This window comes from Paraburkholderia hiiakae (genome assembly GCF_904848665.1).
Classification (GTDB): Bacteria; Pseudomonadota; Gammaproteobacteria; order Burkholderiales; family Burkholderiaceae; genus Paraburkholderia; species Paraburkholderia hiiakae.
This window is the reverse complement of sequence record NZ_CAJHCQ010000002.1, coordinates 561597-574789: the sequence shown is the minus strand read 5'-3', so window position 1 is coordinate 574789 and position 13193 is coordinate 561597. Positions and strand designations below refer to the sequence as shown.

8 protein-coding genes are annotated in these 13193 nt (G+C 66.1%); 5 read left to right on the top strand and 3 right to left on the bottom strand.

From position 1 onward, the window contains the following. Positions 1–11 precede the first annotated feature (11 nt). From JMY28_RS06485 to JMY28_RS06475, 3 genes are all read left to right on the top strand, one after another. On the top strand, positions 12–758 hold the full coding sequence (locus tag JMY28_RS06485) for an SDR family NAD(P)-dependent oxidoreductase (protein WP_201695053.1): 747 nt from the start codon (positions 12–14) through the stop codon (positions 756–758). A gap of 122 nt (positions 759–880) precedes the next feature. Continuing rightward, positions 881–1636, top strand: coding sequence for an SDR family NAD(P)-dependent oxidoreductase (locus tag JMY28_RS06480; RefSeq protein WP_201695052.1), 756 nt, complete (start codon positions 881–883; stop codon positions 1634–1636). A gap of 59 nt (positions 1637–1695) precedes the next feature. After that, positions 1696–2190 (top strand): DUF3237 domain-containing protein, encoded by a 495-nt coding sequence (locus tag JMY28_RS06475; RefSeq protein WP_201695051.1) that lies wholly within the window; start codon positions 1696–1698, stop codon positions 2188–2190. 26 nt (positions 2191–2216) lie between these two features. Here JMY28_RS06475 and JMY28_RS06470 read toward each other — a convergent pair whose 3' ends face one another. After that, positions 2217–3938: a dihydroxyacetone kinase family protein gene (locus JMY28_RS06470; RefSeq protein ID WP_201695050.1), complete on the bottom strand. Its 1722-nt coding sequence runs from the start codon at positions 3936–3938 to the stop codon at positions 2217–2219. A gap of 370 nt (positions 3939–4308) precedes the next feature. Between JMY28_RS06470 and JMY28_RS06465 the strand changes: the two genes are divergently transcribed. Then, positions 4309–7056 (top strand): putative bifunctional diguanylate cyclase/phosphodiesterase, encoded by a 2748-nt coding sequence (locus JMY28_RS06465; RefSeq protein WP_201695049.1) that lies wholly within the window; start codon positions 4309–4311, stop codon positions 7054–7056. Continuing rightward, on the top strand, positions 7031–8530 hold the full coding sequence (locus JMY28_RS06460) for a sensor domain-containing diguanylate cyclase (RefSeq protein ID WP_236596726.1): 1500 nt from the start codon (positions 7031–7033) through the stop codon (positions 8528–8530). The genes JMY28_RS06465 and JMY28_RS06460 overlap by 26 nt, the downstream gene beginning before the upstream one ends. Positions 8531–8539: 9 nt before the next feature. Here JMY28_RS06460 and JMY28_RS06455 read toward each other — a convergent pair whose 3' ends face one another. Further along, positions 8540–10012, bottom strand: a complete 1473-nt coding sequence (locus tag JMY28_RS06455; protein ID WP_236596725.1) for an efflux transporter outer membrane subunit — start codon at positions 10010–10012, stop codon at positions 8540–8542. After that, on the bottom strand, positions 10005–13193 hold the full coding sequence (locus JMY28_RS06450) for a multidrug efflux RND transporter permease subunit (protein ID WP_201695047.1): 3189 nt from the start codon (positions 13191–13193) through the stop codon (positions 10005–10007). The genes JMY28_RS06455 and JMY28_RS06450 overlap by 8 nt, the downstream gene beginning before the upstream one ends.

Sequence of the window (13193 nt, the reverse complement as noted above, 5' to 3'; positions counted from 1 at the left end):
GGAGATTCGCGATGTCCCAGCTCACCGGCAAGACCGCGCTCGTTACGGGCGCCTCGCGCGGCATCGGCCGCTCCATCGCGCTCTCGCTCGCCAGCGCCGGCGCGCAGGTGCTCGTGCACTACGGCAACGCCGAAGATGCCGCCGACGCAGTCGTCGCTGAAATTCGCGCAGCGGGTGGCAAGGCCCAGAAAGTGGGCGCGAACCTGCGCGACGCCAATGGCCCGCATCAACTGGCCAAACGCGTGCGGGCGATCATCGGCGACCGGCTCGATATCCTCGTCGCCAATGCGGGCATCTCGAAGTCGGCGCCGCTCGAAGACACGACCGTCGACGACTTCGACGAGCTTTTCGCCGTGAACGTGCGGGCGCCGTACTTTCTGGTCCAGCAACTCCTGCCTACCATGTGCAAGGGCAGCAGCATCGTGCTGCTTTCCTCGCTGGCCGCGCGCACGGCCGTTGGCGCGATTTCCGCCTATGCGGCGAGCAAGGGCGCGGTCGATACGCTCGTCGCCCATTTCGCCGCCGCGCTCGGTTCGCGCGGCATCCGCGTGAACGCTGTCGCCCCAGGCGTGGTGGCCACCGACATGTCGAGCTTCACGAAAACCGAAACGGGCCGCGCGACGGCGCTGGGTATGCAGGCGTTCAAGCGCATCGCGCAACCGGAGGACATTGCCGATGCCGTCACGTTCCTCGCCTCCGACGCGGCCCGCTGGATCACCGGTGACACGCTGCGCGTGGACGGCGGCTCGCGGCTCTGAGACGGCGCTCGAACATCAACGCACCAAATAATGCAAAATAATAAGGCATCCAAAGTGAATACGAACAGCATCAAACTCGCAGAACCCCCACCATACCCGCACACGTCTACTGGAGCCATACCATGAGCACGAGCACCCAACCTGTAGTTTTGATTACCGGCGCGTTGACCGGCATCGGCCGCGCCACCGCGCTCGCCTACGCGCGCGACAAGGCAAGCGTGGTGGTTTCCGGCCGCCGCGACGAACCCGGCCGCGCACTGGCGGACGAACTTCGCGAACTCGGTGCGCAAGCCGAATACATCCGCGCCGACGTCAGCAAGGAAGACGAGGTACGCGCGCTGGTCGAGCGCACCATCGAACGTTTCGGCCGCATCGATATCGCCGTCAACTCAGCCGGCCTCGAAGGCGAGCCTGGCCCCGTCACCGAGCAAACGCCCGAGCGCTACGCGGCTGTGTTCGACGCGAACGTGCTCGGCACGCTGCTCGCGATGAAGCACGAACTGCTCGCCATGACGGCGCAGGGCAGCGGCAGCATCGTCAACGTTTCGTCGACCATGGGCTCGCGCGGCGCGCCCAACGTCGCGCTCTACGTGGCGAGCAAGCACGCCGTGGAAGGCCTCACGAAGTCGGCCGCGCTCGAAGCGGCGCCGTTCGGCGTGCGCGTGAACGCCGTGGCGCCCGGCCCCGTGCAGACCGCCATGCTCGACCGCTTCATGCCCGACCCGGCGCGCAAGGCGGCCGCGCTCGCGGGCGTGCCGCTCAAGCGCGCCGGCAACCCCGAGGAAATCGCCGACGCGATCCGCTTCGTCGGCTCCGACCAGGCCAGCTTCATGACGGGCGAAATCCTGCGCGTGAACGGCGGTCGGACGGCGGCGTGATGCTCGTTGCGCCGTTGCAAAACCCGCTCTCAACGTGACCAGCCTCCAAGGTGAACACCATGTCCACGCCTCGTTTCGATGAACTTCCGCCCGCGCTCAAAGCGGTGCAAACCCGTCCGCTCTTCGTGATGCGGCTCGACGTCAAGCCGATCGAGATCGTCGGCCAGACCGGGAGCGCGCTGCGCCGTGTCGGCATCGTGCCGTCCGGTACGTTCGCGGGTGAACGCCTCTCGGGCGTCGTGCTCGAAGGCGGCAGCGACTGGCAGACCGTGCGCGGCGACGGCAGCACGACGCTCGACGTGCGGCTGCTCCTGCGCACCGACGACGGCACGAACCTGTTGATGTCGTATCGCGGCGTGCGCCATGGCGAGCCGGAAGTCTTGAAGCGGCTGGACCGTGGCGAAGCCGTCGACCCCGCCAGCTACTACTTTCGGACCAATCCCGTCTTCGAAGCGCCCGCGGGCGAGTACGAGTGGCTCAACCGCGTCATTGCCGTCGGCACGGGCCACCGCTTTCCGGGCGGTCCGGTCTATAGCGTTTTCGAGGTGCTCTAAGCCACGCGCTTCGCCGCAACCCCGATTCACACCGCGTCGATATGCGGCTGCAGCGCCTTGAGCCAGCACGCCACCACCACCGCCCCGCCATCGGGCGTCCCGATCGCGCGCGCGCCCAGATAGCTTGCCCGGCCCGCGCGCGGCGTCATTTGCGCCGTAGTTCTCGCGCCCGACTCCGCCGCGCTCACCGCCTGCGCCCACGCTTCACCCACGGGGCACGCCGACTTCACGGCGTTTTCCAGCGCCTCGACGGCGGGTACGAGCGCATCGAGCATCGTGCGGTCGCCCGGCTTCGCGCCGCCCAGTTCGCTGATCGCCTCAGCCGCGCCGCGCATGGCGGCCGCCCAATCCAGCGCGCCGGGCTGCGCTGTCTCGCCAAGCGTGCGCGAGGCGCGCAGCAGCGCCGTTGCATAGAACGGCCCGGAACTGCCCGCTATCGCGCGGCGCAATGCCGTACTGAGCGCGCCGAGCGCGCTGCCCGGCGAACCAAGCGCGCTTTGCGGCACAGCGATAATGGCCTGCGCGGCGCGATGCATGCTCGCGCCCAGATCGCCGTCACCGGCTCGGGAATCGAGGTCCGTGAACAGCGCTTCGTTCTCGATCAATGCGTGCGCAACGGCATCGAGCGCCGGCTTGAGAAGCCGCATCCAGTGTTCGCTGGCCGCATCCGCAGGCGTTGCGCCCGCCTCTGCACGCGTATCCGCTGCCGAAAATGCAGGCTCAATACGAATCTGCCGATTGACCGTGCCGATGCCGGGCCACGCGTGCGCTTCGGTGTCGGCGTCGAGCAACGCGAGTTTGGCGTCGTCGAGCCGGAGCACGGAGATCGAGCAGCCCGGCATGTTGAGCGCCGAAAGAAACGTGCCGGTCCACGCCCGCTCGACCACCACCTGACGGCGACTCAGGCTCTCGAATGCATCGCGCATGATGATCGCCAGTTCCATCTGGGGGGTTGCGCCGAGCCCGTTCACGAGCAGCGCCACGCGCTCGCCGCTTTTCAACGCGAGGTCTTCGACGATGTTGGCGAGCAGCGTTTCCGTCAATACGCCCGCCGCCATCGGCGCCGTGCGTTCCACGCCCTTCTCGCCGTGGATGCCCATGCCGAGTTCGATCTCGTCGTCAGCCAGGCGAAAGCCGGCTTTCTCCACACCGGGCAACGTGCAGCCGTCGAGCGCCACGCCCATCGTGCCGAGATTCTCGGCCGCGCTGCGCGCAATCGCGGCCACGAGGCCCAGCGCGTCGCCGCGCGCGGCCGCCGCGCCCGCAATCTTGTGCACTAGCACAGTCCCCGCGATGCCGCGGCGCTGATTGCGCTCCGTATGCCCGCGCAACGACACATCGTCCGCCACGATGACGATTTCGACCGGAATGCCCCCGGCCCGCGCGAGCTCTGCCGCCAGACCGAAATTGAGCCGGTCACCCGTGTAGTTCTTCACGATGAGCAGCGCGCCGTTCGGGCCCGCGCTCGCGCGGATCGCGGCGAGCACGGCGTCCGTCGAAGGCGACGTGAAGACTTCGCCGCACACCGCGGCGCTCAGCATGCCTTGCCCCACGTAGCCGCCATGCGCAGGCTCGTGGCCGCTGCCGCCGCCCGAGATCACGGCGACGCTACGCGCAGGTGCGCTGGGTAGCGGATTGCGAATGAGGACGTTTTCGTCGCCGAGCACGGCGACATGCGGCGCGGTGCGCGCAATGCCTTCGAGCATTTCGCGCACGACAAACGACGGATCGTTGACGAGCTTTTTCATCTGAGTCCCTCGAAAGAGTAACAGGGGCAGAAACAGCGGACCGCACGCGGTCCATTTACGCCACGGGCGTATTGAAGCACGAGCATCAAAATGCGCTCCGGATTCGTGCCCCGCTCGCAGCGCGAGACTCCCCGGAACAGATCCAGGCGCCTAGGTAAAAACACCCATCAAAGCGGCACGCCGAACACCCGTTATTCAAACAGTAGCGTCCGATCACGGACTTGCCCGTGCCTTCGCCGTCTGCATGCCTGGAACACATGGCCCCTCTGCCCGCCTTCCGCGCTGATGCCGGTGCCTTCACCAGTAACCTGCCCACTCCCGCCGGGCAACGCGGCGCGAGTGGCGATGTGCCGAATCGCGTTGCGTGGCGATGAACGTAGCTGAACTATCCGCATCCATACCACAGGCACCGCCTCGCACGCCCGGCAAAGGCGTCGCCGTCGCGCTTGCCGTTGCGCTGATCGTATGCGTGGCAGTCGGCGCGATGCTGAGCGCGAACCTTTCGCGTGGAACGGCTGACTCGCGGCTTCGCCAGGAACTGAACATCACGTCGGAACTCGAAGCCCTGCTCACGCTGCATATCGCGGCGAATACCGACTTCCTCAAAGGCGTGGGCACGGCGGGCTACACGTCGCGCGGGTGGCCGATCAAGCGGGCTGCAGTCGTGGCGGGCATTTACGACCGGCTCGAGCACGACTTTGCCGGCGCGCGCAATGCGCGCACGATCCGCCAGTTGCGGCAGTTGAGCTCCATCTGGCCCGAGCAGCTCGACGCGGCCGCGCGCAATATCGCGCTCGCCGACGCGGGTGCGAAGCTCGAGCCCGCCCTGATGCAGCGCGCGAACGAAACGCTCAGCTCCATCATGTCGCTCCTCACCGAGCTGCGCTCCGAGCAGCGCGAGCAAATCAAGGTCGTGCAGTTCGGCGCGCAGGCGCAGCTCGCGCGGCAAAAAATCTCGCTGATCGGCACCGCGACAGCCGGCGCGCTGCTGCTGCTCTTCACGCTTTTCACGAGCCACCGCGCGGCGCTTTCCCGCAGCGCGGCAAAGATCGTTGCGTTCGAAGCCGAACGGCGTTTTCGCGAGTACTTCGAACAGCATCCGGTCGCGATGCTCATTTTCGACGTCCGCTCCTGTTCGATCCTCACCGCGAACGCCGCGGCCCAGCGCCAATACGGCGCGAGCCTACAGCAGCTCAAGGACATGTCGATCGAGCAGCTTCGCCCGCCGGCCGAAACCGACGCGTTCCGTCGCGACCTGCACGGCTACGTCAACTCTGGCGCCCAAAGCGGCGCGGGCGGCGTGCGCCGGCATGTGCGCATTAGCGGAGACGTGATCCACGTCGATATCGCGTGGCATCTGCTGGACTATGCAGGCCACGATGCGTGTTTCATCACGGCGCACGACGTCACGGCGCACGAGCAGGCGCGAGAGCATTTGCGCATTCGCAGCCGGGCGCTGGAGGCTTCGAGAAACGCCGTGATCATTTCGCAAAAGGTCGATGGCGAGAGCATCATCACGTACGCCAACGCTGCGTTCGAGCGCATCACCGGCCGCACGGTGGCAAGGGCGAATAACGCCGAGCATTGGGGCATGCTCGATTGCGACGTATCGTCCGCCGATGCCGATGCCATTCGGAGTGCCATGCAATCCGAGCGCGAAGGCGAGGGCCTGCTCAAGTGCTACAGGCCCGACGGCGCGCCCTACTGGATCGAGCTGCATGTCGCGCCCGTGCTCGACGAGCGCAACCGCCCCACCCATTGCGTGACCGTGTTCAACGACGTTTCCGAGCGCATCCGCTATCAGGAGCAGTTGCGCCTGCAAGCCAACGAGGACTCGCTCACGCATCTGCCGAACCGGCTCGGCCTCAAAGCGCGCTTGCGCGAACTGGTCAGGACAGCGCTCCACGAGCAGCAGAAGTTCGCGCTGGTGTTCATCGACCTCGACAACTTCAAGGAGGTCAACGACTCCCTTGGCCATACCGCGGGCGACGAAGTGCTGTGCGAAGTGGCGCGCCGCCTTTCCGCCAACATCGCGCAGGGCGAAATCGTTTCCCGATACGCGGGCGACGAGTTCGTCGCCGTGCTGTACGGGCGAGGCAACGTCGACAACTTCGTCGCCGCCGCGGCAGGCATGCAGGAGTCCTTGACACATGGCCTGCTGGTCGGCAACAAGGTGATCGTACCGCTGGCCTGTGTCGGCCTCGCCGTGTTCCCCGATCATTCGAGCGACCCGGACTCCCTGCTCAAGTACGCCGACTCCGCCATGTACCGCGCCAAGTCGGTAGGCCCTGGCAGCATGCAGGTGTTCGACATGGCCATCGCCAGGCAGCACCTGGAGCGGGCGAGCCTCGCGCAGGCGTTGCGGCTGGCTGTGGCGTCGCGCGCGTTTGCCGTTGCCTGGCAGGCGAGAGTCAACCCGACGACGGGCGAGACGATGGGCTTCGAGGCGCTCGTTCGCTGGCACGAACCGGAGCGCGGCCAGGTCAGCCCGGCGCTGTTCATCCCGCTCGCCGAGGAAAACGGCCTGATCGTGCAGATCGGCGAGTTTGTATTCGACGAGGCGTGCCGCCAGGCCCGTGAATGGGCGCGCCAGTACCCGGACATCGTCGTTTCGGTGAACGTATCGCCGGTCCAGTTCATGCGCGCGGATTTGCCCGCCATGATGGCGGATGCGCTCGCGCGCAGCGGCGTGAACCCGCGCAACATCGAACTGGAAATCACAGAGGGCGTCCTCATGGCGCCCCGTTCGCTCGCCACGCTGCGCGCCCTTCGCGAGATGGGGCTCTCGGTCGCTATCGACGACTTCGGCTCGGGCTATTCGAGCCTCGGGTACATTCGCAGCTTCATGCCCGATCGTCTCAAACTCGACATGTCGTTCGTGAGCGGTATCGGCCATTCGCGCGCGGACGAGGTCATCGTGAAAGCGGTGCTCGCCCTCGGCCATACGCTCGGCATGCGCGTGGTGGCCGAGGGCGTGGAAACGCTGCGGCAACTGGAATTCCTGATCGAGAACGGCTGCAAGGAGGCGCAGGGCTACTGGTTCGCACGCCCCGTGGATGCGGCGAGCGCGCAGTCCTATCTGGAAGCGAGCCATGCGGCCAGCGTTCAACAGCGGTAACCTGCTCAGATGGCTCACGGGGCCGCGCGCCGTTTTCTATGGCAGCCTCGCGGTCGCCTTCATCATGGCGTCGCTCTGCGCGACGGTGCTCTACGAGAGCCGCCACGACGCCCTGGAGCGCGCCCGGGAGAACTCGCGAAACGTCGCGCTCGTTGCCGAACGCGACATCGAGCGCAATTTCGAGCTCTACTCGCTCTCGCTGCAAGCCGTGGTCGACGGCATCGGCCGGGCCGACGTCATGGCGTTGCCCGCGCATCTGCGCAGCCAGTTGCTGTTCGACCACGCCATTACCGCGGAATATCTAGGCTCGATGCTCGTGCTCGACGAAGCGGGCAACGTCGTCATGAACTCGGCCACCGACGCGCCGCTGAAGGCCAATTTCGCCGACCGCGACTACTTCACGGTTCAGCGCGACAATCCCTACGCCGGCCTCTACATCAGCGCGCCGTACCGTTCGCGCTTGCGCAACGGCGCGCCGAGCATCGCGCTGAGCCGCAGACTGTCGCATCCCGACGGGTCGTTCGCCGGGATCGTCATGATCGCGATTAACCTGGAGTATTTTCACCAGCTGTTCGCCGGGCTCTCGCTCGGCCCGCACGGGGCGATTTCGCTGATCGCGCAAGACGGCACCATGATCATGCGCCAGCCCTACGACGCATCCGTGGTGGGACGCAACATCCGCAACGCCAGTACGTTCCGCCACTTTCTGGCCGCGAAGGAAGGCAGTTTCTCGGACACGTCGTCGATCGATGGCGTACGCCGCTTGTACTTTTTCCGCAATTTCCCGCGCCAGCCACTCATCATCATGGTGGCGGAAGCCGAGCCCGATATCTACGCCGCGTGGCGGCGGCGCGCGCTGACCATCGGCACGCTCATGGGCACCTTCGCCATCGGCTTCGTCGCGCTCTCGTTCGTGCTCGCCACGCAGTTGCGGCGCAGAATGCGCGCCGAGTCCGAACTGCAGTTGCTCGCGCGCACCGACAGCCTCACGGGACTGAACAATCGCCGCACGCTCGGCGAAATCCTCGAACAGGAATGGCGGCGCGCCAGGCGCGCGCGCAGCGTGTTCTCGCTGCTGTTCGTCGATATCGACCGGTTCAAGGCCTATAACGACAAGTACGGCCACCAGGCCGGCGACGACGCGCTCGCCGCCGTGGCGCGCTGCATTGGCGAAAACATCCGCCGGCCCGCTGACACTGCCGCCCGTTACGGTGGGGAAGAGTTCATCGTCGTGCTGCCCGATACGCTGCTGGAAGGCGCTTGTGCGATTGCCGAGAAAATCCGCCATGCGATCAGCGAACTCGCCATCGAGCATTCGGACAGCGAGTATGGACGCGTGACGGCGAGCATCGGCTCCGCAAGCTGGTCACCCGAGCACGATGTCGACGTCACGCAAATCATCAAGGCGGCCGATCAGGCGCTGTACGACGCCAAGGCGCGCGGTCGCAACCGCGTCGCCATGTGTGTCGCCTGACCCGCGCGGCTAGGGGTTGGCAACGTTGCTAGCCGCGTCCGCATGCGCCGGCGGGGGCGCATCCTGCCCACCCCCTAGCGCCACGTATAGCGAAGCGCCGTTTTGCAGCGCCGCCGCGCGTAGCTGGATCAATTGCTGTTGGGCCGCGAACAGGCTGCGCTTCGCATCGACCACTTCCAGATAGATGGAAATGCCGTTCTGGTAGCGCAGATCGGCGGCTTCAGCCAGGCGAGCCTCGGAGGCCACCGCGCGCTCCTGCGCCGCGATCTGCTCCTGCAGGCGCTGGCGCGCGATCAGCGCGTCGGAGACTTCGCGGAACGCCACCTGAACGGTTTTCTGGTAGCTCGCCACAAGTTCCGTTTGACGCGCTTCGGACAGGCGCACCTGCGCGCTGCGGCGACCCGCGTCGAAGATGGGCAGCGTGACGAATCCGGAGATGAGCCATGCCTGCTTGCCGGGCACGAACAGATCGCTCAACTCTGGCGACACATAGCCGAAATTGCCCGTGAGCGAAATGCGCGGGAAGTAGTCCGCGCGCGCGGCGCCGATGTCGGCGTCGGCGGCTCGCAACGACTGCTCGGCCGCGCGAATATCGGGGCGCAGCGCGAGCAGCGAAGAAGGCATGCCCGCATCGAGCGTGCCGAACTGGTCGGCGTCGGCGAGCACATGGCGCTGCGTCATGTCCGCGGTGTCGGGCAGCGGACCACCGATCAGGACAGCCAACTGATTGCGCTGCTGGCCCGTCGTCCTTTGCAGCTCGGCAAGCTGCGTCTGCGCCTGCGTGACGAGAATGCGCGCCTGCTCGTAATCCACGAGCGATGTCGCGCCCGCTTCAAGGCGCAGGCGCGCGACTTCCAGCGCGTATTGGCGCGTTTCGAGCGTGTGCTGCGCCAGGTCGATGCCCTCGTTGCCCGAGAGAATGGCGTAGTAAGTCGCCGCCACGTTGCTGATGAGCGAGAGACGAAACGCTTCATTGGCCTCCACCGTCGCCAGATAGTTGCGGCGCGCGGACTCGCTCTGGTTCGCCACGCGCCCCCAGAAGTCGAGTTCGAACGACGTGACGGCCACCTGCACGCTGTACTGGTTGAAGTGAATCGAGGTGTTGTTGTTGGGAAGCTCGGGCTCGATGGTGTTCAGCGGCGTTTTGGTGCGGGTGGCATCCGCGCCCACGGCCACTTGCGGAAACTGCGCGGAGCGTTGCACGCGGTAGAGCGCCTGCGCCTGCTCGATGCGCGCAACCGAGGCCGCCAGATCGCGGTTATGCTCGAGCGCCATGGCAATGAGCTGTTTGAGCGCCGGATCGCGGAAAAACGTCTCCCACGTCAGTTCCGAAGCGAGACGCTCGCCGCCGGGCGCAGCTATGTCCGCGCTCTCGTAGGTGCTGGCGACTGGCAACGCCGGCTGCTGGTAGCGCGGGGCAAAATTGCACGACGCGAGCGCGAGGCATGCAGCAATCGGCATCCACCTGGCAGTCTTAAACATCGCTCGCTCCCGCGGGCCGCACGTCTTCTTCGTCATCGTCCTGCGTGCGCTTGCGGCTCAACCATCTGCGTGCCACTACATAGAACACGGGCGTAAAAAAGATGCCAAAGAGCGTCGCCGTGAACATGCTGCCCAGGATGCCCGTGCCCACCGCCTGCCGCCCCGCCGCGCCCGCGCCCGTGGCGAGCACGAGCGGCAGCATGCCGAGCACGAAGGTCACGCTCGTCATCAGAATCGGACGCAAGCGCTGGCGCGCGCCGTTGACCGCGGCAGTCACGGTATCGCTGCCCGCGGCCTCCTCCTTGATGGCGAACTCCACGATCAGAATGGCGTTCTTGGCCGCGAGGCCGATGATCGTCACGAGGCCGATGTTGAAGTAGATATCGGCGGAAAAGCGCCGGGCCATGGTGAGAAGAACCGCGCCCAGCACCCCCAGGGGAATGATGAGCAGCACGGCAACGGGAATCGCCCAACTCTCGTACAGCGCGGCGAGCAGCAGAAACACGACAACGAGAGAAAGCAGCAGCAGCGCACCGATCTGCCCGGCCGCCTGCTGTTCCTCGAAGGCCGTGCCGGTCCATTCGTAGGACAGGCTGCCGGAAAGAACGTGGTCCGCAATGCGCTCCATCTCTGCGAGCGCCGCGCCGCTGGAGCGGCCCGGCGCCGCCTGCCCCGAGATCGTGGCCGAAGGAAAGCCGTTATAGCGTTCGACCTGTTGTGGGCCCGCAGTCCAGTGCACGCTTGTGAACGCCGAAAACGGCACCATCTCGCCCACGTTGTTGCGCAAGCGCAGCGCGCCGACGTCCTCGGGCCGCATGCGCTGGTCGGCGTCGGCCTGCATGAGCACGCGCAGCACGTTCCCCTCGTAGACGAAGTCGTTCACGTAGTTCGAGCCGAACGCGAGCGCAAGCGCGCTGTTCACCTGGCCGATCTGCAGCCCCAGCGCACGCGCCTTCACGCGGTCGATATCGACATAGAGTTGCGGCGCGGGCGGCAAGCCATCTGGCCGCACGCCCACCAGCAACGGGCTGCGCGCGGCCTCGGCCAGCATGCGAGCGCTCGCCTGCTGCAACGCCGCGCCGCCCACGCCGCTGCGGTCCAGGATCTTCATCGTGAAGCCGCTCGCGTTGCCGAGCGAGGGGATGGCCGGCGGATCGAGCGCGAAGACGAGCGCTTGCGGGATATTGCGGAATGCCGCGTTCGCGCGCCCAACGAGCGCCCCCGCCGAATTCGCCGCGCCCGGCCGGTCTGCCCACGGCTTCAGGTCGACGAACGACATGGCCGCCGACTGCCCCTGGCCGAAGAAGCTGAATCCCGTGACCGACGCGATATTGCGCACCTGGGGCTGCTGCCTGAGAAAGGCCTCGACCTGATCGACGACCTGTTGCGTGCGCTGCGCCGTCGCGCCCGGCGCCGCCGTATACGCGACGAAAATGTGCCCCTGGTCCTCGCCCGGAATAAAGCCGCGCGGCAATTGGGTAAAGAGGAACCCCGTCGCCACGCAGACCACGACGAATACGACGAGCCAACGCACCGGCTTGCGCAGCATCGCCTGCACGGCCAGCACGTAACGCTCGGTGGCGGTTTCCATGCCGCGGTTGAATGCGTCGAAAATGCGCTGCTGGATGCGGGCTGGCCAACGTGTGGCAGCGCGTTTGCCTGTGCCGTCATCGGTCGTCGTCTTGCTGCCCAGCAGCGCCGCCGACATGGCCACGCCCAGCGTGAGGGCGAGCAAGGTAGACAGAAAGATCGAGACGGTGAGCGTGACCGAGAACTGGCGATAGATCGCGCCCGTCGAGCCCGGAAAGAATGCCATGGGAACGAACACCGCAATGAGCACGAGCGTGCTCGCGATGGCGGCACCCGCAATCTGCCCGATGGCCTTGACGGTCGCCCGCGGCGCACTGAGCCCCTCTTCCTGGATCACGCGCTCGACGCTTTCCACCACGACGATCGCGTCGTCGTTGAGAACGCCGATCGCCACCACCATGGCGAACAACGAAAGCAGATTAATGGATAGTCCGAACAAATAAATCCCCACGCACGTTCCGACCAGCGCGATCGGTACGACCAGCGTGGGAATAAGCGTCGCGCGCCATTTCTGGAGGAACAGGAACACGATGACCGTCACGAGCAGCAACGCCTCGACCATCGTACGCAGCACGCCGCTTAGCGAAGTCGTGATGAACGGCGTCGTGTCGAACGGCACGACCCATGCCACGCCCTTCGGGAAAGTGGGCTGCAGCTGCGTGAGACGCTGCCGCACGGCGCTCGCCACGGCCAGCGCGTTCGCGCCGCTCGCGAGCTGGATGGCGATCCCGGCCGACTCCTTGCCGTTCACACGAAAGCCAAACCCATAGCTGTCGTTCCCCAACTCCACGCGCGCGACGTCGCCCACGCGCACCGTCGAGCCATCCGGGTTCGAGCGCACGATGACCTCGCGGAACTGCTCGGGCGTCGAAAAGCGGCCGCGCATGACGATCTGCGCATTGAGTTCGGCGCCTGGCGCGAGGGGCTGGTCGCCGAGGCTCCCGCCCGCGGTCTGACTATTCTGTTCCTGGATGGCCGTCATCACTTCGTTGGCCGAAAGACCGAAGCTGCTGAGTTTTTCCGGATCGATCCAGATCCGCATGGCATACGACGAACCGAACAGCTGCGCATCGCCCACGCCGGGAATGCGGCGCAATTCGTTGACGATATTATTGGCGGCGAAGTTGCCCAGTTCCACAGCCGGTATCGACCCATCGGCGGATTGCAGCGCAACGAGCATCAGAAAGCCCGACGATGCCTTCGTGACGGTCACGCCCACCTGCCTAACCTCCAGCGGCAAGCGCGGCTCGACACGGCTCAAGCGGTCCTGGACCTGCGAAAGCGCGACGTCGAGATTCGTGCCGGGTCTGAGCGTGACGGTGATCTGCGCCGTGCCGTTCGAGCGGCTTTGCGACGACATGTAGAGGAAGTTTTCGACGCCGTTCATTTCGTCTTCGATGATCGACGTGACCGTACGGTCCAGCGTATTCGCGTCCGCGCCGCTAAAGACCGCCGATATCGTGAGCGAGGGCGGCGCGACGTCGGGATATTGCTCGACCGGCAGCAGCATGAGCGCGAGGCCGCCAAAGAGCGCGATGAAGAGCGCAACCACCCACGCGAAGACCGGCCGGTAGACGAAGAATCGGTTCAT